Here is a 19,521-nt window from a genome sequence, read left to right on the forward strand (position 1 = left end):
TTAGGGCAATGCCCTCTTTATTGCCTGCTATTGCTGGCCCAGCGCAGGGGGCGACTCCTTGCCCGGCTGATTGCGCAGCTGCTCTTCAAGCTGGCCCAGGTACGCAGCGTGCACGTTGTCACTTTCTTCGGCGCGGGCTTTGAGGTGATTTTCCAGGGCATCAAGGCGCTCCATCACGCGCTTTTCCCATTGTGTTTGCTTGTCATCCAGCGCCCCACGCAACTCGGTAAAGCGGGAGATTTCGGCTTTTTCGGCCAGCTCACGCTGCGCCTGCAGGGCTTTGTTGTGCGCACGCACTTCCAGCAGCCAAGTGGCCTGCATGGCAATCACATAGGCCAAGAAAATCGCGGCCATCAGGCCGTACAACGCCAGCATGACCAAACCCAGAGGGCCGTGTACCTCGGTAAAGCCGAGCGACATCGGCACGTCTTGCGCCAAGGTGGAAAAGTTAAAAAAGGCCAAATACCCCAGCAAGGCCACAATCAGAACCAGCAAGGCGGTGCGTGCTTTCATAGTCCAAACTCCTGATAGTTTTCTCTCAAAATAGTGCGCATTGTGACGGCAGATGCCCAGATAAAAAAGCCACCCTGAAAAATCAAGGTGGCTTTTGTCTATGGCCCGGTACCTCCCGCGCGGAGCGTGCCGTTCAAGCATTCATCAGTTGGTATTGGCCAACTGATCGAGGATGGCAGGGTTCTCCAGCGTGCTGGTGTCTTGGGTGATGGTCTCGCCCTTGGCCAGCGAGCGCAGCAGACGGCGCATGATTTTGCCGGAGCGGGTTTTGGGCAGGTTCTCGCCAAAACGGATGTCCTTGGGCTTGGCAATCGGCCCAATTTCTTTGGCCACCCAGTCGCGCAACTCTTTGGCAATGGCTTTGGCCTCGTCGCCGGTCGGCACGGGGCGCTTCAAAACCACGAAGGCGCAGATGGCCTCGCCCGTCAGATCGTCCGGGCGGCCCACCACGGCGGCTTCGGCCACCAGATCGGTCTTGGCCACCAGGGCCGATTCGATCTCCATGGTGCCCATGCGGTGGCCCGAAACGTTCAGCACATCATCAATGCGGCCCGTGATGCGGAAGTAACCCCGGTCTTCGCTGCGCACGGCACCGTCGCCAGCCAGGTAGGTTTTGCCACCCAGCTCCTCAGGGAAATAGCTTTTCTTGAAACGCTCGGGGTCGCCCCAGATGTTGCGAATCATCGAAGGCCAGGGGCGCTTGACCACCAGCATGCCGCCTGCGCCGTTGGGCAGGTCATGCCCGGCCTCGTCCACGATGGCGGCGGTGATGCCAGGCAGCGGCAGCGTGCAAGAACCAGGCACCAGCGGCGTGGCACCGGGCAGCGGCGTGATCATGTGGCCGCCGTTTTCGGTCTGCCAGAAGGTATCGACGATCGGGCAGCGCTCTTGGCCCACGTGTTTGTAGTACCACATCCAGGCTTCGGGGTTGATCGGCTCACCGACCGAACCCAGGATGCGCAGGCTGCTCAGGTCAGAGGCATTGGGGTGTACGGCAGCATCGGCTTCCGAGGCCTTGATCAGCGAGCGGATGGCCGTCGGTGCGGTGTAGAAAATGGTGCACTTGTGGCGCTCAATCATCTGCCAGAAGCGGCCCGCATTGGGGTAGGTGGGCACGCCTTCAAAGACGATTTGCGTGGCCCCTGCGGCCAACGGGCCGTAAGCCACATAGGTGTGGCCGGTGATCCAGCCAATGTCGGCCGTGCACCAGAAGACATCGCTGTCCTGCACGTCAAACGACCAACGCATGGTTTGGCGTGCCCACAGCATGTAGCCGCCGGTGGAGTGCTGCACGCCCTTGGGCTTGCCGGTGGAGCCGCTGGTGTAGAGCACAAACAGAGGATGCTCGGCATTCACGGGCACGGGCGGGCAATCGGTCGATTGACCAGCCAGCAGCTCGGAGAAAGGCACGTCGCGGCCCGCTTCCTTGGCGTAGGGCGAAGCGGTGCGCTCGTACACGAACACGTTTTTGATGCTCTCGCAGCCGCCCATGGCAATGGCTTCGTCCACGATGGCTTTCAGGGGCAGCTCTTTACCACCCCGCATTTGGTAGTTGGCCGTGATGACGGCCACCGCACCCACATCGACAATGCGCTCTTGCACAGCCTTGGCCGAGAAGCCGCCAAACACCACGCTGTGGGTGGCCCCCAAGCGGGCGCAGGCCTGCATGGCCACCACGCCTTCGATGGTCATGGGCATGTACAGCAGCACGCGGTCGCCTTTTTTCACGCCCCGCGCTTTCAGGCCATTGGCAAACTGGCTCACCCGGTCCAGCAGTTCGCGGTAGGTGACTTTGGTGACCTGGCCATCGTCGGCTTCAAAAATGATGGCGGTTTTGTTCTCGGTGGGGGTGCCCATGTGGCGGTCCAGGCTGTTGGCGCTGGCGTTCAACTCACCATCGGCAAACCACTTGTAGAACGGAGCATTGCTTTCATCCAGGATCTGGGTGAAGGGTTTGCTCCACACCACGTTTTCACGGGCCAGGCGGGCCCAGAAACCTTCATAGTCGTTTTCAGCCTCTGCGCACAGGGCTTGGTAATTGGCCATGCCAGAAATACGGGCGGCTTTTTGCACGGCTTCCGAAGGGGGAAAAACACGGTTTTCAACCAGAACAGACTGGATTGCATTCGATGACATGCGTTGTCTCCTTAAAAATTTTTTGACTCTCTAGCCACTTTGGCTGATGCCCCATGCGCGACATCAATCCAAGCGACTAAACGCTAGTTACTGTCGCCCTAGGGACTTACAGCCTACTGACGAAACGCAAGATTTGAAGCCTCGTTTTGTTCCGGGAAAACCCGTAAAACACCCTTTTTTGCCTCATTCAGAAAAAGATCATTGACTTTTTAACACTCAATCAATACAATTAACACCCTCTTAACAACCTGCAATGCAGGTAATCCCCTGCTTTTGCAGCGGAACGACCCGGTAGCTGCCTGTGTGTCTTACGGATTCAGGCGCTGCCACAGGCCAATTTTTTGGCTCTGGTGCACGGACTTTTCTTCCCTGGCAATGCCTACGGCAGGCTTGGGATCTGGCGAAAAGTGCCTGGCGGTCTTTTGCCGTTGGTTGCTTCTCACCAACTCCTTTCACAGCAGTCCTTGCGTGCTTTCTGGGCACCATGCGGACTCGACCCGGCGGCTTGCTTGGCCGTCTTTGTGGTTCTTCACGCACAGTAGCTTGTGCGGTGTGCTGGTCGCTTTCAAAAAATTGGTTTCTCGTGTAGGCATACCGTTTGCTTGGCAAGCGGTCGGCTGCACTGTGTTCAACCCTCGACAACATTCAACAAAAGAGGACAACCAGTGGCTAAATCCATCCACATCGAGCATGTTTTCAAAGTCTTTGGTGACAAACCCCAGCACGCGCTGGAGCTGGTGCGCCAAGGGCATTCCAAACAGCACATTCTTGAAAAAACCGGCCAGTCCATTGGCGTGTTTGACGCGCACTTTGATATCCAGGCTGGAGAAATCTTCGTCGTCATGGGCCTGTCGGGCTCGGGCAAATCCACCTTGGTGCGCATGCTCAACCGCTTGATCGAGCCGACGGCCGGGCGCATCCTGATCGACGGCCAGGACATCAACGCCCTGGACGACAAAGCCCTGCGCGAGCTGCGGCGCAAAGACATTTCCATGGTGTTTCAATCCTTTGCACTGATGCCGCACATGACGGTGCAGGACAACACCGCCTTTGGTCTGGAGCTGGCCGGGGTGGACAAAGCCCAGCGCCAGCAAGCGGCCGAAGCCGCGCTGGAGCAAGTGGGCCTGGCCGGCTGGGGGGCCAGCTACCCCGATGAGCTGTCCGGCGGCATGCAGCAGCGCGTGGGTTTGGCCCGCGCCCTGGCGGCCGACCCCGCCATCTTGCTGATGGACGAGGCCTTCTCCGCCCTGGACCCCATCATCCGCACCGAGATGCAGTCCGAGCTGCTGCGCCTGCAGCAGATCAAGCGCCGCACCATCGTCTTTATCTCGCACGATCTGGACGAGGCCATGCGCATTGGCGACCGCATCGCCATCATGAAAGATGGCCACGTGGTGCAGGTGGGCACGCCCGACGAAATCCTGCGCGAACCGGCTGACGACTACGTGCGCAGCTTTGTGCAAGGGGTGGATGCCTCGGTGGTGTTCAAAGCCGGGGACATTGCCCGCCAAGCGCTGACGGTGTTTTCCGAACAGGCCGACCGCGGCTGCCGCGCCACGCTGCGCCTGATGGAAGACATGGACTATGAGTACGCCTACGTGCTCAGCACCAACAAGCGCTTCATGGGCGTGGTCTCCTCCCAATCGCTGCGCGATGCCTTGCGCGGGCACCAAGGCCCCCTGGGGCTGCAGCGTGCATTTTTGCCCCAGGTCACCCCCATCCAGGCCGAGACACCCGTGGCCGATTTGTTTGGCTTGGCCGCCTCGCTGCCCTTTGCCCTGCCGGTCATTGATGCGCAAGAGCGCTACCTGGGCGTAATCAGCCGCACCACCTTGCTGCGCTTTTTGGACCGCGACACCCCGCCGCTGCTGCCACCGCAAGACGAGCGCCCGCCGCTCAAGCTCAATCCCGAATTCCCATCCGGTCAGACCGACCTGCCTGCCGTGCTGACCGAACACAGTGACAGCGACAGTGGCAGTGATCGCGCCCCTGCCACTGCCCGCCCCGGAGATGCCGCATGAGTGAGATGCCCGCTATGAGTGATACAACAACCAATACCCTCCCCACCCCCGCCAACGACGACCCATGGAGCGCCGCCAGTGCCCCGGCCGAAACCGCTGCCCCTGCCGCCGACCCCTGGGGGGCCAGCGATGCCGCCAGCACGGCCAGCAGCAGCGCCGACACCGATTGGCTGAGCAACACCGCCGCCACCGATGCCGCGCCCACCGATTGGTGGAGCCAGCTGCTGCACGATGGCCTGCCAATTCAAAGCGCCATTAACCAAGGGCTGGACTGGGTGGTAACCCACTTTCGCCCCTTCTTTCAAGCCGTGCGCACCCCCATTGATGCCACCTTGACCGGCGTAGAAAACACCCTGCAGGCCATGCCCTGGCCAGTGCTGACGGTGCTGCTGGCGCTGATCGCCTGGCAATTTTCCAGCCGCGCCCTGGCCATGGGCACGGCCATTTCGCTGGCACTGATTGCCCTGCTGGGCATCTGGCCCGAGGCCATGGTCACCCTCTCGCTGGTGCTGACTTCTTTGGTGTTTTGCATTGTGATTGGCCTGCCGCTGGGCATTTTGCTGGCCAGCAGCAACCGCGCGCAAAGCCTGCTGCGCCCGCTGCTCGATGCCATGCAAACCACGCCAGCCTTTGTCTATCTGGTACCGGTGGTGATGCTGTTTGGCATTGGCAACGTGCCGGGGGTGATTGTGACCATCGTGTTTGCCCTGCCCCCGCTGGTGCGCCTGACCAACCTGGGCATTCGCCAAGTGCGCCCCGACCTGATCGAAGCCAGCCGTGCCTACGGTGCCTCGCCCTGGCAATTGCTGTGGAAGGTGCAGCTGCCCCTGGCCATGCCCAACATCATGGCGGGCATCAACCAGGCGCTGATGCTGAGCCTGTCGATGGTGGTTATCGCCTCGATGATCGCCGTCGGCGGCCTGGGCCAGATGGTGCTGCGCGGCATTGGTCGCCTGGACATGGGGCTGGCCACCATCGGCGGCCTGGGCATTGTGCTGCTGGCCATTGTGCTGGACCGCATCACCCAAGCCATGGGCGAGCCGCGCCGGGGCAACCAACGCTGGTGGCAACAAGGGCCACTGGGCTTGTTGCTGCACCGCAAATAGTCAAAACTAATAGCTGTAACCGCTTTATTTAATAGTAATTTTTATTGTTTTTAATAAAAAATCATTGATTTAAAAGCGGTAACAGCTCTTTATTTAATAAGCATTTATTTCACCCACTTCGTTGAACAGGAGACTCTGATGAACAAACTTTTCCGCCCCACCCTCGTTGCCGCCGCCCTGGCCCTGGCCGGCTTAAGCGCACACGCTGCTGACCTGCCCGGCAAGGGCATCTCGGTGCTGCCCCTGAAAAGCTCGATTGCCGAAGAAACATTCCAAACCCTGCTGGTCATGAAAGCGCTGGAGCAACTGGGCTACGAGGTGCAGCCCATCAAAGAAGTGGAATACCCCACCGCCCACGTCGCCATTGGCAATGGCGATGCCACCTTTTTGGCCGACCACTGGAACCCCCTGCACGCCGATTACTTTAAAAACGCCGGCGGCGAGGCCAAACTGTTTCGCAAAGGCATTTACTCCGGCAATGCCGCCCAGGGGTATTTGATCGACAAGAAAACCGCCGACCAATACAAGATCACCCACATTGACCAGCTCAAAGACCCGGCGATTGCCAAAATCTTTGACAACGACGGCGATGGCAAGGCCGACCTCACTGGCTGCAACCCCGGCTGGGGCTGCGAAGCGGTGATTGAACACCACCTGGAGGCCTACCAACTGCGCGGCACCGTCACCCACCAGCAGGGCAGCTACTCGGCGCTGATTGCCGACACCATCACCCGCTTCAAAGCGGGCCAGCCCGTGCTTTACTACACCTGGACGCCCTACTGGGTGAGCAACGAACTCAAGCCCGGCCAGGATGTGGTCTGGCTGGAGGTGCCTTTTTCCTCGCTGCCCGGCGAGCAAAAAGGGCTGGACACCAAGCTGCCCAACGGCAAAAACTACGGCTTTGTGGTGAACAACCAGCAAATCGTGGCCAACAAAGCCTGGGCCGAGAAAAACCCAGCGGCCGCCACGCTGTTTGAAACCATGCAACTGCCCGTGGCCGACATCAACGCCCAAAACCACCTGATGAGCCAAGGCCAGAACAAGCCCGCCGACATCGAGCGCCACGTCGATGGCTGGATCAAGGCCCACCAGGCCACGTTTGATGGCTGGATTGCCAAAGCCAAAGCAGCCGCCAAGTAAAGCATCCCCCCGCATGCCACTTCCTTCCTGGGAGTGGCATTTTTTTATCCTGCCTGACTTTTACATTCAAGGAGACCTTCAGCGCATGCGTATTTTTTCAAGCTTCACCCCCAGCACCCATCCCACCATCTCACATCCCGGCGGCCGCAAGCTGGGCCAGGTGTGCAAAACACTGGCCATCAGTTGCGGCCTGGCCTTCATGGCCTACACCACCAGCACATTCGGCAACCATGCCTACGCGGCCGATACGCTGCCTGGCAAAGGCATCACCGTCAAACCCGTGAAAAATCCGGTTCCGGAAGAAAACTTCCAGCACCTGCTGGTCATGCGGGCGCTAGAGCAACTGGGCTACACCGTCCAGCCCTACAAAGACGTGGACTACCCCACCGCCTACATGTCGATTGCCTCGGGCGATGCCACCTTCATCGCCTCGCACTGGAACCCGCTGCACGCCGACTTCTACAAAAACGCGGGCGGCGATGCCAAGTTCTACCGCCAAGGCGAATACATCAGCAACGCCGCCCAGGGCTATCTGATCGATAAGAAAACCGCCGATCACTACAACATCACCAACATCGCCCAGCTGCAAGACCCCAAGCTGGCGGCCCTGTTCGACACGGACGGCGATGGCAAAGCCGACCTGGCCGGCTGCACCCCAGGCTGGGGCTGCGAGGCCGTGGTCGAACACCATTTGGATGCGTATACATTGCGCCCCACCATCACCCACCAGCAAGGCAACTACGCGGCCCTGATTGCCGACACCCTGGCGCGCTTCAAGGCCGGCCAACCCGTTCTGTACTACACCTGGACACCGTATTGGGTGAGCAACGAACTCATCCCTGGCAAAGATGTGGTGTGGCTGGAAGTGCCCTTTTCCGCCATGCCAGGGGAACAAAAAGGGCTGGACACCACCTTGCCCAACGGCAAGAACTACGGTTTTGTCGTGAACAAACAGCAAATCGTCGCCAACAAAGCGTGGACAGATGCCAACCCAGCCGCCGCCAAGCTGTTTGAAATCATGCGCCTGCCTCTGGCCGACATCAACGCGCAAAACCACCTGATGAGCCAGGGCGAAAACAAGGATGCCGACGTGCAGCGCCACGTCGATGGCTGGATCAAAGCCCACCAGGCCACGTTTGATGGCTGGATCGCTCAGGCCTTGGCCGCCGCAGCCAAATAAAAAAACCCCGCCAGACGCACTGTCTGGCGGGGTTTGCGCGTTACCGCAACCGTGGCCTATCAGGCAACGACAGCCTTCTTGGCATTTTCCACATACTCTTCAATTTCATTGAAGTTCATGTAGCGGTAGACGCTGTCCTTGTCGGCATCGATCACGCCCATCTCGGCCAGGTACTCGGCCGGGGTGGGCAGCTTGCCCAGACGGGCGGCGATGGCGGTCAGTTCGGCCGAGCCCAGGAACACGTTGGTGTTGCGGCCCAAGCGGTTGGGGAAGTTGCGGGTGGAGGTAGAAATCACCGTCGCGCCTTCATGCACCTGCGCCTGGTTGCCCATGCACAGCGAGCAGCCGGGCAGCTCGGTACGCGCACCAGCGGCGCCAAAGGCAGCGTAGTGGCCTTCTTTGATCAGCTCGCTCTCGTCCATCTTGGTCGGCGGGGCCACCCACAGCTTGGCCGGAATGTCGCGCTGGCCGCCCAGCAGCTTGGCTGCAGCGCGGAAGTGACCGATGTTGGTCATGCACGAACCGATAAAGGCTTCGTCGATCTTGGTGCCGGACACTTCGGACAGGAACTTGGCGTCGTCCGGATCGTTCGGGCAGCAAACGATGGGCTCTTTGATGTCGGCCAGGTCGATCTCGATCACGGCGGCGTACTCGGCATCTTTGTCGGCTTCCAGCAGCTGGGGGTTGTCCAGCCAGGCTTGCACTTTTTCGATGCGGCGCTGCAGGGTTTTCGCGTCTTGGTAGCCGTCGGCAATCATGTTTTGCATCAGCACGATGTTGGACTTCAGGTACTCGATGACCGGCTCTTTGTCCAGCTTGATCGTGCAACCAGCGGCCGAGCGCTCGGCCGAAGCGTCGGACAACTCAAACGCTTGCTCCACTTTCAGCTTGGGCAGACCTTCGATTTCCAGAATGCGGCCCGAGAAAATGTTCTTCTTGCCCGCCTTGGCCACCGTGAGCAAACCGGCCTTGATGGCGTACAGCGGGATGGCATGCACCAGATCGCGCAGGGTCACGCCCGGCTGCAGCTCGCCCTTGAAGCGCACCAGCACCGATTCGGGCATGTCCAGCGGCATCACACCGGTGGCAGCACCAAAGGCCACCAGGCCCGAGCCTGCAGGGAAGGAAATACCAATCGGGAAACGCGTGTGCGAGTCACCGCCCGTGCCCACGGTATCGGGCAGCAGCAGGCGGTTGAGCCAGCTGTGGATCACGCCGTCGCCAGGGCGCAGCGACACGCCACCACGGCTGCTGATGAAGTCCGGCAGGGTGCGGTGGGTTTTCACGTCCACCGGCTTGGGATAGGCGGCGGTGTGGCAGAACGACTGCATCACCATGTCGGCCGAGAAGCCCAGGCAGGCCAGGTCTTTCAGCTCGTCGCGCGTCATAGGGCCGGTGGTGTCTTGCGAGCCCACGGTGGTCATCTTGGGTTCGCAGTAAGTGCCGGGGCGCACGCCTTGACCTTCGGGCAGACCGCAGGCGCGGCCCACCATTTTTTGCGCCAGGGTAAAGCCAGCCTTGGTTTCGGCCGGTACTTGCGGCAGGCGGAAAACGGTGGAAGCGGGCAGCCCCAGGGTTTCGCGGGCTTTGGCGGTCAGGGCGCGGCCAATGATCAGGTTGATACGGCCGCCGGCTTGCACTTCGTCCAGCAGCACTTGGCTCTTGAGCTGGAAGTCGGCAATCTTGGTGCCGTCTTTTTCGATCTTGCCTTCGTAGGGGAAGATGTCGATGACATCGCCCATTTCCATCTTGGAAACGTCCACTTCGATGGGCAGCGAGCCGGAATCTTCTTGGGTGTTAAAGAAGATGGGGGCAATCTTGCCGCCCAGCGTTACACCGCCAAAGCGCTTGTTGGGCACAAAGGGAATGTCTTCGCCGGTGGCCCAGATCACGCTGTTGGTGGCCGATTTACGGCTGGAGCCGGTGCCCACCACGTCGCCCACGTAGGCCACGGTGTGGCCTTTTTTCTTCAGGTCTTCGATGAACTGGATGGGGCCGCGCACGCCATCTTGCTCAGGCTTGAAGGCGGCATCGGGGCGTGCGTTTTTCAGCATCGCCAGGTAGTGCATGGGGATGTCAGGGCGCGTGGTGGCATCCGGGGCGGGCGACAGGTCGTCGGTGTTGGTCTCGCCGGGCACCTTGAACACGGTGACGGTGATTTTCTCGGCCACTTTGGGGCGGCTGGTGAACCACTCGGCATCGGCCCAGGACTGCATCACTTCTTTGGCTTTGGCATTGCCAGCCTTGGCTTTGTCGGCCACGTCGTTGAAGTAGTCAAACATCAACAGCGTCTTTTTCAGGGCATCGGCGGCCACCTGGGCCACTTCGGCGTCGTCCAGCAACTCGATCAGGGGGTGTACGTTGTAGCCACCGACCATGGTGCCCAGCAGCTCGGTGGCCTTGGCTTTGGAGATCAGGCCAACTTGAATGTCACCATGGGCCACAGCGGCCAGGAAGCTGGCCTTGACCTTGGCTGCATCGTCCACGCCGGGCGGCACGCGGTGGGTGAGCAAGTCCAGCAAAAAGGCTTCTTCACCGGCGGGCGGGTTCTTGATCAGCTCGATCACATCGGCCACTTGTTTGGCATCCAGGGCCAAGGGGGGGATGCCCAACTTGGCGCGTTCGGCCACGTGTTCACGGTAGGCTTGCAACATGCTTGCTCTCTCCAAAGGTAGTTGTATAAAAGGGATAAACGTAAAAACTTGCAGCCCCTAGCGCCCTTCCAGCAGGTTGGGCAGGGGGTTTTTCTTGAGCGCTTCGGCCACTTGCAATTGGGCCGTGCTCATGCATTCGTCGGCCAGACGCTGACCAATCTTCTGGTTCATCAGCATCGATTTGTTGGCAATCTGCAGCCACACAGCGCCGGCACGGGTGTCTTCCAAACGCACAGCCCCGGTGGAGGTGACCACCGGGCTCATGTGGTAGTTAAAGCCGTTGCCGGTGACTTTGAAATAACCGGGCTTGCCGCCATCGCGCTCCACGTTCACATGCTTGCCCAGCTCGCAGCCAATCGTGCCGGTGTGTACCTGCTCGGCAATGGCCAGGGCTTCTGCGGTCAAGGGCTGATCGGCCGCGCCAGCGCTGGCCACAGCGGCGGCCCCTCCAACGGCTGCAGCAGCAGCGGCTTTTTTGGCGGAGGCTTTGGCCGGTGCCTTGGCGGGCGCTTTGGCGACGGTTTTCTTCACCGGGGCCTTGGCCGGTGCCTTGGCTGTGGCGGCTGGGGCTTTTTTAGCGGCAGGGGCGGGGGTGGCTGGCGCAGCGATGGCCCACAGGGGCAACAGCAATAGGGTGGAGGCAACCAGGTGTTTCATACAAACTCCAGCGAAATTTCTCTCTTAACAATGGGATGCAACTGGCTGGCCATCCTCGGCAAACCAGCGGCGCACATTGTCGGGCAAAGTCAGCCCGGTTTGCGCTGCGCGTTGCAATACTTGCCAGTAATAGCGGTAGCTGGCGCGATCGTGCAAAACCCCTTCATGGCTGATGGGGCCCCAGTGGGCGCTTTCGGCCGCCAGCAAAATCGCTGCGGCCGTGGCCACGGCATCGGCTGCCGGGGCAAACGTGGCCACGATGGGCCGAATTTGCGCCGGGTGAATGCTCCACATGCGGGTGTAGCCCAGGCGTTGGCTGGCTTGGCGGGCGGCTTGGGTCAGCGCAGCGGTGTCTTTAAATTCGGTTACGACGCAGTGCGAGGGCACTTTGCCATGGGCATGGCAGGCGGCGGCAATTTCCAGCTTGGCCCGCAGCACCAGGGGGTGCTCGAACTGGCCTTGCACGCCCATGGCGCTGGCGGGAATGGCACCGCCGTGGGCCGAGACAAAGTCCATCAGCCCAAAACTGATGCTTTGCACGCGCGGATGGGCGGCGATGGCAAAAGCTTGCTGCACCGCAGCGGGCGATTCAATCAGCACATGCAAGGGCAGGCGCGGGCCATAGGCGCGGTCCAGCGCCCGGGCCACCCAATCGACTTGATCGACGGTTTCTGCCTTGGGCAGCATGACGTGGGTGAGCTTGTCGCCCACTTGGCCAACGATGCGGGCCACATCATCGACAAAGGCGGGATGGTCCAGCGCATGCACGCGCACGGCAATGCGGGCATCAGGGTGTGCAGCAGCATGTTCGCGCACCAAGGCCGCGACCGCATTGGCATGGGCCACTTCTTGCCCCACCGTGGCACCGTCTTCGCAGTCGAGGGTGACATCGAATACGCAGCGCCCCAGCTCGGCGGTCATTTGCGCCTGCAATTGCAGGCTTTTGCGCATGCGCTCAGGCTGGCCACTGAAGTGATCGCACACGGGCAAGACGGGGGCGGCCGCTTGGGCGCCGAGCAAAATGTCTTGGGGGTGCGAGGTCGTGGTCATGCAGGAGTAAAGCAAAAAGCCAAAAATAAAATCGGATAAAGCAATGGTGCAACAGTTTTTTCATCAAAAACCGTTGCAGCATTTCTCTAAAAAAAGGAGCTATTACCGCTCTTAAATCAAGGATTTCAAGGCTTAAAAACCTTGAAATCCTTTGTTTACCAGCGGAAACAGCTCTGCTTTATCAGAGCAGGTGTTTTACACCGTCTTGTTCGCCTTGCAGCTCGGCCAAGGTGGTGTTGATGCACTCTTGCGAGAACGCGTCAATTTCCAGGCCTTCGACAATTTTGTACTCGCCGTTTTCGGTGGTCACAGGGAAGCCAAACACGATGCCGGCAGGAATGCCGTACTCGCCATTGGAAGGCACGCCCATGGTCACCCATTCGCCGTTGGAGCCCAGGGCCCAGTCGCGCATGTGGTCAATGGCGGCGTTGGCTGCCGAGGCGGCCGACGACAGGCCACGCGCTGCAATGATGGCGGCGCCGCGCTTGCCCACGGTGGGCAGGAACACGTCTTTGTTCCACACCTGGTCGTTGATTTTGTCTTTGATGCTTTCGCCATTCACGGTAGCAAAGCGGTAGTCAGCGTACATGGTGGGCGAGTGGTTGCCCCACACAGTCAGCTTGCGGATGTCGCCCACTTTGGTGCCGGTTTTGGCAGCCAGTTGCGAAGCGGCACGGTTGTGATCCAGGCGCAGCATGGCGGTGAAGTTTTTCGCCGGCAGATCGGGGGCCGACTTCATGGCGATGTAGGCGTTGGTGTTGGCGGGGTTGCCGACCACCAGCACTTTGACGTTGCGGCTGGCCACCGCGTTCAGGGCCTTGCCCTGGGCGGTAAAGATTTGGGCATTGGCCGCCAGCAGGTCCGAGCGCTCCATACCGGGGCCGCGCGGACGGGCACCGACCAGCAGGGCGTAGTCGGTGTCTTTGAAGGCGGTCATGGGGTCGGCGTGGGCCTCGATGCCAGCCAGCAGGGGGAAAGCACAGTCTTCCAGTTCCATGATCACGCCCTTCAAGGCGTTCTGGGCTTTTTCGTCAGGAATTTCCAGCAGTTGCAGGATGACGGGCTGGTCTTTGCCCAGCATTTCGCCCGAGGCGATGCGGAACAACAGGGCGTAACCGATTTGGCCAGCAGCGCCGGTGACGGCGACGCGAACAGGTGCTTTGCTCATGGATGAGAACTCCGAGTGGGTGGTAAACAGCGCGGTGGCTGCTTGCTTCAGATACCAACCGGTTACAAGCACCACCGTCAGGCGCAGAGTTTAACGCCGATTAAGGCCTTCGGTCAATTTGTCTTATGTCTTATATAAGATATCAATACTCAATTTCAGTACTCTGACTCGGTGCTGACAAAGCACCCCAAAAAACACCTCGGCTACACGCGCCCTGCCACTGGAATGGCCGCACCATGAATGGCCCGCGCGCCGCCGGAGATTAAAAAGCCAATCACCTCGGCCAAGTCCTTGGGCTGCACCCACGTGGCGGGGTTGGCATCGGGCATGGCGGCGCGGTTGTCTGGCGTATCGAGCACGGTAGGCAGCACGCAATTGACATTGATGCCGTCCATTTTCAGCTCGGCCGACAAGGCCTCGGTCAGCCGCTGCAAGGCGCTTTTGGCTGCGCAATAGGCCCCCATGTGGGCCTGTCCGCGGGCTGCTGCAGCCGCCCCGACCGTGACCACATGGCCAGCGCCTTGCTGCTTGAGCGTAGGCACCACGGCGGCAGCCAAATTCAAAAAGCTGGTGGTATTGAGGTTGAGCAAGTACTCCCACGTTGGCAGCGAGAGCGCATCAACCCCATCGCCCATATGAAAACCGCCGGCCAGATGGCACACGGCATCCAGGTGCGCCTCTTGCCCCAAAGCGGCTTGCACCCGCGCAATCAAGGCCTCGCGCTGGGTCAGGTCCACATCCAGCAACACCACATCGGGCAGATGCCCAAAGGCCAGTTGCATGGCCTGCCCGTTGCGGGCCAAGAGCAACAAGCGCCAGCCTTGGTCATGCAAAAAATTGGCCACCGCCCAGCCCAGTTGGCCTGTAGCCCCGGTGATTAAGGCGGTTTTTTTGTGGCTGCGCTTCACGGTCGGTCTCCTTGTGCGTGGTGGTACTGCCCCGTTCCCTGGGTCAGCACTTGATCGCCCGGGACGATAACACCTGGCAGATGGCTTGGTGCCCCACGCACCCGTTCGTAATGGGGTTTAAAGTCAATGCGGGCCAAGTTCAACAGGTCCGCCAGGTCGGGCAGGACAAAGTAAATTTCTTGAAAATCATCAATCCGATACTGGGTGCGCAAGACCCGATCGAGGTCGAACCGGATACGGTGGGGCGAGTTACTCTCCAGGGCAAAGACCGATTCGGTCGCCGAGGACACAATTCCGGCCCCGTAGATGCGCAACCCATCGCTTTGCTGCACCAGCCCAAACTCCACGGTGTACCAATACACCCGAGCCAATTGGTCAAGCAAGCCCAGAGATTGGGCTTTCAGCCCCCCCTGGCCGTAAGCCTGCATAAAGTCAGCCATCACCGGGTGCATGAGCATGGGCACATGGCCAAACACATCGTGAAAAACGTCCGGCTCTTGCAAGTAATCGAGCTGGTCACTGCGCCGAATAAACTGCCCCGCCGGAAAACGCCGATGGGCCAGGTGGTCAAAAAACACCTCATCAGGCACCAAACCCGGCACCGCCACAACTTGCCAGCCGGTGTGGCGCATGAGCTCTTCGGAGAGCTGCTCAAAATTCGGAATGTGCTCAGCACTCATCGCCAGCGCCTGCAAGCCCTGCATGAAAGCATCGCAAGCCCGCCCAGGCAATAGACGGCTTTGCCGCTCAAACAAGGTTTTCCAGGTGGCGTGCTCTTCAGCGCTGTAGTGCTGCCAGTTTTGCTCAATCGTCCAATCTGGGCGCTGGGGCTGGTAGCTGGCGGCAGCCAATCCATGCTTTTCAGCACTCATGCCGGCTCCTGCGGAGGCCACGCTGCGGCAATGCGCTCCATCGCTTGGGCCAAATCAAGATCGCGCTGCGACAAGCCCTGCACGTCATGGGTGGTGAGCACCACCTCCACCCGGTTGTACACATTGAACCATTCCGGATGGTGGTTGCTGCGCTCGGCGACCAAGGCCACCTGGGTCATAAATCCCATGGCTTGAACAAAATCCTGAAAAACAAATTGGCGGGCAATCAACCCGCCGCGCTCGTCTTGGTAACGCCAGTGCGGCACCTGGGCCAAGGCGGCTGGTAATTCGGTAGAAGTGAATTTATGCATAGCAATACTCCTTGGCGGTTAGCCCGCCTCAGCAGCAAGCGCCCCGGCAATCGCACCACGGCGCACCTGATCGCGCTCCAACGATTCAAACAACGCTTTGAAATTGCCTTCACCAAAGCCTTCACGGTAATCGCCCTGGCGTTCAATGAATTCAAAGAATACGGGCCCGAGCAGCGGCTCAGAAAAAATTTGCAGCAGCAAGCGTGGCTTTCCGCCTTCGGTCGTGCCATCGAGCAAAATGCCCCGCGCCTGCAAATCGGGCACCGACTGGCCGTGGCCCGGCAAGCGTTTTTCTAGGTTTTGGTAATAGACCTCATTGGGTGCTGTCAGCAGCGGGATGCCGGCCAGCTGCAATTGGTCAATCGCCGCAACCAAGTTGTCGCACAGCAGCGCGATGTGCTGAATGCCTTCGCCATTGAACTGCATCAAAAACTCTTCGATCTGCCCGCCGCCTTGTTTGGCCTCTTCATTCAGGGGGATGCGGATCAGCCCGTCAGGCGCAGTCATGGCTTTGGAGGTCAAGCCGGTGTATTCACCCTGGATGTCGAAATAGCGAATCTCGCGGAAGTTGAACAGCCTCTCGTAAAAATCTGCCCAGTGCGCCATGCGCCCTCGGTAAACGTTGTGCGTCAGGTGATCCACCACTGAAAAACCAAAGCCCTGCGGGTGGCGCTGCACGTTGGGCAGCCACTCAAAATCAATGTCGTAAATCGATTTACCGTCTTCAAACCGGTCGATCAGGTACAAGGGCGCTCCCCCAATCCCTTTAATGGCTGGCAAGCGCAATTCCATCGGCCCGGTGGGAATATCAATCGGCTGTGCGCCCAGCTCTAATGCACGTTTAAAAGCATGGTGCGCATCTTTGACGCGGAATGCCAGGCCACAAGCACTTGGACCGTGCTCTGCAGCGAAGTAGCCAGCTATACTTTTTGGTTCGCGGTTGATGATGAAGTTGATATCGCCCTGGCGGTACAAAGACACATCTTTTGAGCGGTGGCGTGCCACTTCGGTAAAGCCCATTTTTTCAAACAAAGGCTCCAGCACCCCGGCCTTGGGTGAGGCGAATTCAACAAACTCAAAGCCCATCAGCCCCATAGGATTGCTTGTCAGGTCGGTCATTGCAATGATCCTTGATCGTGTAAATAATTGACAGATATCAACTATAAAAACAATAAAGTTTTATTTAATTAAAAATTTCACCTATAGACTTTTGTACAAAATTATGTAAGCAGCCATCGCTTACATGCTATACATCAAGCCTTTACCTTCCTTTTTCTTGCCCGCAATGGATCGCACGCCCCACCGCCGCCAACGCATCTCACAGACCGAGCGCGTAGAAAACACCCAGCGCAAACTGATTGACGCTGCGCTGCAACTGCTGCACGAAGAAGGTTTTAAGGGGGCGACCTTGCAGGCCATCGCCCGCAAAGCGCAAGTCTCGCTGGGGGCTTTGCAGCACCATTTCAAAACCCGGGATGCGCTCATGGAGCGGCTGGTACAAGAAATCATGGAACCCTTGAGCGCCCAAGGCAGCATCTGGCCAGACCGTGCACTGCCCCTGCCTGAGCGGGCCCACGATTTTGTCCAGCGGGCCTGGAAGAATGTTTTTTGCACGCCTCACTACCAAGCAGCGTGGAGTTTGTTTTTAGGCTGCAAGCCTTCTTCCGCCTTGTTTGCCCACATCAATGCACAGCGGGTGCAAGTGGACCACGGGTTTTATGCGCAATTTTTGCAAACCTTCCCTGAAATCACCGACCACCACCCTCACCCCCAGGGGGTCGCCATCACCGTGTTTGCCGCCTTTCGCGGGGCTGGGGTACTGGAGCTTTTTGATGTCACCACCACCGAGCGCGAAGCTTTTTTAGGCACGCTGGCTGACACCATTGCGCAAGCAGGGCAAATCGCCAGCACCTGAACCTGCTTGCCAGAACATGTTTACGATCTCTGCACAGGTGTGCGTACAGATTGTCTTATGTCTTATATAAGATATGATAGATGGCATGGAACACCATGCTTCTTCAGCCTGCGACCATACAGTCTGAACAGCACCTGTTTTAAACATGCCTCCCAATACCGCCCTTTCCTCCGACACCCCAACCCCTGCGCGCAACGACAGCGCGGTGGTGCAAACGCCTGCCTTCAGTCCCTTGTACCAACAAATCAAAGGCCTGATTTTGCAAAGCTTGCAAGCGGGAGAGTGGAAACCGGGCGAGCTCATCCCCAGCGAAATCGAGTTGGCTGGCCGCTTCAAGGTCAGCCAAGGCACAGTGCGCAAAGCCATTGATGAATTGGCCGCAGAAAACCTGGTAACCCGCCGCCAAGGCAAAGGCACTTTTGTCGCCACCCACAATGAAGAGCAGGTGCAATACCGCTTTTTGCAACTGCATCCCGACATTGGCCAACAGCAAGACGAAGGGCGCGCCCAGCGCAACATCATCGAATGCAAACGCATTCGCGCCAGCGCCGACATTGCCCGCACACTGCAATTGCGCACTGGCGACAGCGTCATCCATGTGCGCCGCATACTTTCTTTTAACAACACGCCCACCATTTTGGAAGACATTTGGCTGCCCAGCCCCGTCTTCAAAGGCCTCAACGCTGAGCAAATGGCCCATTACCCCGGCCCCACCTATGCCATGTTTGAAATGGAATATGGGGTGCGCATGGTGCGTGCAGAAGAAAAAATCCGTGCCGTCCTGCCCGATGCGCAGCAAGCCCAATGGCTTAACACCACAACGGCAACGCCAGTCTTAAGCGTCGAACGTGTCACCTTCACCTACAACGACAAGCCCATGGAACTGCGCCGGGGCCTGTATTTGACCGACAGCCACCACTACCGCAATGCATTAAGTTAATCGTTGTAAGCCTCATGCCATGGGCTTGCCATAAAATCCCGTCCGTTTGCCTTTTTGCGATTACCACGCAGTTACATCATCGAAAGTCTGACAACCATGACCGACCAAGCCAAAAAGCGGCCCGAGTTCCGCAACATTAACGTCTTCAGTGACCTCCCGACCTACCGCCTGCCCTGGGCTGGCAAGGTATCCATCCTGCACCGCATTAGCGGCATGCTGATGTTTATTTTGTTGCCCTTCGTCTTTTGGATGTTCGACACCTCACTGTCCTCGGAAATTTCATTTGCCACCTTCAAGGGTGCTTTCAACGAAGGCTTGGGCTTTGTACCAGGCTGGCTGATCAAACTGGCCACCCTGGGCCTGATCTGGGGTTACCTGCACCACCTGTGCGCCGGCATTCGCCACATTTTGGTGGATATGAACCACGAGCGCATCACCAAACAGTGGGGGGCCTCCTCGGCCATCGCCGTGCTGGTGGTCAGCCTGGGCCTGACCATTGTGCTGGGCGCCAAGCTGTTTGGCCTGTACTGATTTCACCGCATTCACCCGTTTTACAAAGGAAAAAGCTATGTCTTCCGTGAATTACGGCACCAAACGCATCGTCACCGGCGCCCACTACGGTGCCCGTGACTGGCTGGTGCAACGCGCCAGCGCCGTTGTGATCATCGCGTTCACCGCCATCATCCTGGCCCAGCTGCTGCTGACCAAAGGCCCTATTGGCTACGAGCTGTGGGCCGGCATTTTTGCCCCTCAATGGATGAAGTTCATCACCGCCAGCGTCATCGTCTCGGTGCTGTGGCACGCCTGGGTAGGGGTGCGCAACGTCTGGATGGACTATGTGCCTGCTGCCGGTCTGCGCTTTACCTTGCAATCCTTGACCGTGGTGTGGCTCGTGGGCTGCGCTGCCTGGGGTTTTGAAGTTTTGTGGCGCATTTAAGCCGCTGGCTGTG

18 protein-coding genes are annotated in these 19,521 nt (G+C 59.1%); 8 read left to right on the forward strand and 10 right to left on the reverse strand.

The features are described 5' to 3' along the window. Positions 1–27: 27 nt before the first annotated feature. The gene (locus tag ACFO24_RS12080; RefSeq protein WP_377738577.1) at positions 28–513 is read right to left on the reverse strand and encodes a LapA family protein; all 486 of its coding nucleotides are present in this window, start codon (positions 511–513) and stop codon (positions 28–30) included. A 144-nt stretch (positions 514–657) separates the two neighbouring features. Then, entirely contained in the window at positions 658–2,649 is a 1,992-nt protein-coding gene (gene acs, locus ACFO24_RS12085) for an acetate--CoA ligase (RefSeq protein ID WP_207574226.1), read from the reverse strand. Positions 2,650–3,314: 665 nt separating this feature from the next. Here acs and proV point away from each other — a divergent pair. The 4 genes from proV to proX (ACFO24_RS12105) all read left to right on the forward strand — a co-directional run bounded on the left by proV (position 3,315) and on the right by proX (ACFO24_RS12105) (position 8,096). After that, a complete protein-coding gene (proV, locus tag ACFO24_RS12090) occupies positions 3,315–4,670 on the forward strand; it encodes a glycine betaine/L-proline ABC transporter ATP-binding protein ProV (RefSeq protein ID WP_207574225.1) in 1,356 nt (451 codons plus the stop codon). 14 nt (positions 4,671–4,684) lie between these two features. Further along, entirely contained in the window at positions 4,685–5,776 is a 1,092-nt protein-coding gene (gene proW, locus ACFO24_RS12095) for a glycine betaine/L-proline ABC transporter permease ProW (protein ID WP_377738578.1), read from the forward strand. Positions 5,777–5,914: 138 nt separating this feature from the next. After that, positions 5,915–6,916 carry a glycine betaine/L-proline ABC transporter substrate-binding protein ProX gene (proX, locus tag ACFO24_RS12100; protein ID WP_377738579.1) on the forward strand — a complete coding sequence of 334 codons (1,002 nt, stop codon included), beginning with the start codon at positions 5,915–5,917 and terminating at the stop codon, positions 6,914–6,916. Between the two features lie 199 nt (positions 6,917–7,115). Then, positions 7,116–8,096 (forward strand): glycine betaine/L-proline ABC transporter substrate-binding protein ProX, encoded by a 981-nt coding sequence (gene proX / locus ACFO24_RS12105; RefSeq protein WP_377738732.1) that lies wholly within the window; start codon positions 7,116–7,118, stop codon positions 8,094–8,096. 59 nt (positions 8,097–8,155) lie between these two features. Here proX (ACFO24_RS12105) and acnB read toward each other — a convergent pair whose 3' ends face one another. The 8 genes from acnB to hppD form a co-directional block, all read right to left on the reverse strand. Next, a complete protein-coding gene (gene acnB, locus ACFO24_RS12110) occupies positions 8,156–10,750 on the reverse strand; it encodes a bifunctional aconitate hydratase 2/2-methylisocitrate dehydratase (RefSeq protein ID WP_377738580.1) in 2,595 nt (864 codons plus the stop codon). Positions 10,751–10,807: 57 nt separating this feature from the next. Next, positions 10,808–11,407: a hypothetical protein gene (locus ACFO24_RS12115; protein ID WP_377738581.1), complete on the reverse strand. Its 600-nt coding sequence runs from the start codon at positions 11,405–11,407 to the stop codon at positions 10,808–10,810. 24 nt (positions 11,408–11,431) lie between these two features. Further along, a complete protein-coding gene (locus ACFO24_RS12120; protein ID WP_377738582.1) occupies positions 11,432–12,457 on the reverse strand; it encodes an HpcH/HpaI aldolase/citrate lyase family protein in 1,026 nt (341 codons plus the stop codon). Positions 12,458–12,638: 181 nt separating this feature from the next. Beyond that, the gene (locus ACFO24_RS12125) at positions 12,639–13,625 is read right to left on the reverse strand and encodes a malate dehydrogenase (protein ID WP_207574219.1); all 987 of its coding nucleotides are present in this window, start codon (positions 13,623–13,625) and stop codon (positions 12,639–12,641) included. A gap of 203 nt (positions 13,626–13,828) precedes the next feature. After that, on the reverse strand, positions 13,829–14,533 hold the full coding sequence (locus tag ACFO24_RS12130; protein ID WP_377738583.1) for an SDR family NAD(P)-dependent oxidoreductase: 705 nt from the start codon (positions 14,531–14,533) through the stop codon (positions 13,829–13,831). Then, positions 14,530–15,405 carry a phenylalanine 4-monooxygenase gene (gene phhA / locus ACFO24_RS12135; protein WP_377738584.1) on the reverse strand — a complete coding sequence of 292 codons (876 nt, stop codon included), beginning with the start codon at positions 15,403–15,405 and terminating at the stop codon, positions 14,530–14,532. The genes ACFO24_RS12130 and phhA overlap by 4 nt, the downstream gene beginning before the upstream one ends. Next, a complete protein-coding gene (locus ACFO24_RS12140; protein ID WP_377738585.1) occupies positions 15,402–15,716 on the reverse strand; it encodes a 4a-hydroxytetrahydrobiopterin dehydratase in 315 nt (104 codons plus the stop codon). Before ACFO24_RS12140 ends, phhA begins: the two co-directional genes overlap by 4 nt. An 18-nt stretch (positions 15,717–15,734) precedes the next feature. Next, positions 15,735–16,835 (reverse strand): 4-hydroxyphenylpyruvate dioxygenase, encoded by a 1,101-nt coding sequence (gene hppD, locus ACFO24_RS12145; RefSeq protein ID WP_377738586.1) that lies wholly within the window; start codon positions 16,833–16,835, stop codon positions 15,735–15,737. Between the two features lie 166 nt (positions 16,836–17,001). Between hppD and ACFO24_RS12150 the strand changes: the two genes are divergently transcribed. The 4 genes from ACFO24_RS12150 (at position 17,002) to sdhD (ending at position 19,508) form a co-directional block, all read left to right on the forward strand. Then, the gene (locus ACFO24_RS12150) at positions 17,002–17,631 is read left to right on the forward strand and encodes a TetR/AcrR family transcriptional regulator (protein ID WP_377738587.1); all 630 of its coding nucleotides are present in this window, start codon (positions 17,002–17,004) and stop codon (positions 17,629–17,631) included. Positions 17,632–17,776: 145 nt separating this feature from the next. After that, positions 17,777–18,571 carry a GntR family transcriptional regulator gene (locus ACFO24_RS12155; RefSeq protein ID WP_377738588.1) on the forward strand — a complete coding sequence of 265 codons (795 nt, stop codon included), beginning with the start codon at positions 17,777–17,779 and terminating at the stop codon, positions 18,569–18,571. A gap of 96 nt (positions 18,572–18,667) precedes the next feature. Beyond that, entirely contained in the window at positions 18,668–19,102 is a 435-nt protein-coding gene (sdhC, locus tag ACFO24_RS12160) for a succinate dehydrogenase, cytochrome b556 subunit (protein ID WP_207574212.1), read from the forward strand. 37 nt (positions 19,103–19,139) lie between these two features. Next, complete coding sequence (gene sdhD / locus ACFO24_RS12165) at positions 19,140–19,508, forward strand: succinate dehydrogenase, hydrophobic membrane anchor protein (RefSeq protein ID WP_207574211.1); 369 nt, start codon at positions 19,140–19,142, stop codon at positions 19,506–19,508. The last annotated feature ends 13 nt before the right edge of the window (positions 19,509–19,521 follow it).

This window comes from Comamonas denitrificans (assembly GCF_042654745.1).
Taxonomy (GTDB): domain Bacteria; phylum Pseudomonadota; class Gammaproteobacteria; order Burkholderiales; family Burkholderiaceae_C; genus Comamonas; species Comamonas denitrificans.

Excerpts from the sequence above, each read along its gene's own strand:
- sdhD (WP_207574211.1), top strand. The coding sequence starts at position 19,140 with ATGTCTTCCGTGAATTACGGCACCAAACGCATCGTCACCGGCGCCCAC.
- ACFO24_RS12140 (WP_377738585.1), bottom strand. The coding sequence starts at position 15,716 with ATGCATAAATTCACTTCTACCGAATTACCAGCCGCCTTGGCCCAGGTG.
- ACFO24_RS12125 (WP_207574219.1), bottom strand. The coding sequence starts at position 13,625 with ATGAGCAAAGCACCTGTTCGCGTCGCCGTCACCGGCGCTGCTGGCCAA.
- sdhC (WP_207574212.1), top strand. The coding sequence starts at position 18,668 with ATGACCGACCAAGCCAAAAAGCGGCCCGAGTTCCGCAACATTAACGTC.
- proX (WP_377738579.1), top strand. The coding sequence starts at position 5,915 with ATGAACAAACTTTTCCGCCCCACCCTCGTTGCCGCCGCCCTGGCCCTG.
- phhA (WP_377738584.1), bottom strand. The coding sequence starts at position 15,405 with ATGAGTGCTGAAAAGCATGGATTGGCTGCCGCCAGCTACCAGCCCCAG.
- ACFO24_RS12150 (WP_377738587.1), top strand. The coding sequence starts at position 17,002 with ATGGATCGCACGCCCCACCGCCGCCAACGCATCTCACAGACCGAGCGC.
- ACFO24_RS12120 (WP_377738582.1), bottom strand. The coding sequence starts at position 12,457 with ATGACCACGACCTCGCACCCCCAAGACATTTTGCTCGGCGCCCAAGCG.
- acs (WP_207574226.1), bottom strand. The coding sequence starts at position 2,649 with ATGTCATCGAATGCAATCCAGTCTGTTCTGGTTGAAAACCGTGTTTTT.
- ACFO24_RS12115 (WP_377738581.1), bottom strand. The coding sequence starts at position 11,407 with ATGAAACACCTGGTTGCCTCCACCCTATTGCTGTTGCCCCTGTGGGCC.
- acnB (WP_377738580.1), bottom strand. The coding sequence starts at position 10,750 with ATGTTGCAAGCCTACCGTGAACACGTGGCCGAACGCGCCAAGTTGGGC.
- ACFO24_RS12080 (WP_377738577.1), bottom strand. The coding sequence starts at position 513 with ATGAAAGCACGCACCGCCTTGCTGGTTCTGATTGTGGCCTTGCTGGGG.
- proX (WP_377738732.1), top strand. The coding sequence starts at position 7,116 with ATGGCCTACACCACCAGCACATTCGGCAACCATGCCTACGCGGCCGAT.
- hppD (WP_377738586.1), bottom strand. The coding sequence starts at position 16,835 with ATGACCGACCTGACAAGCAATCCTATGGGGCTGATGGGCTTTGAGTTT.
- ACFO24_RS12155 (WP_377738588.1), top strand. The coding sequence starts at position 17,777 with ATGCCTCCCAATACCGCCCTTTCCTCCGACACCCCAACCCCTGCGCGC.
- proW (WP_377738578.1), top strand. The coding sequence starts at position 4,685 with ATGAGTGATACAACAACCAATACCCTCCCCACCCCCGCCAACGACGAC.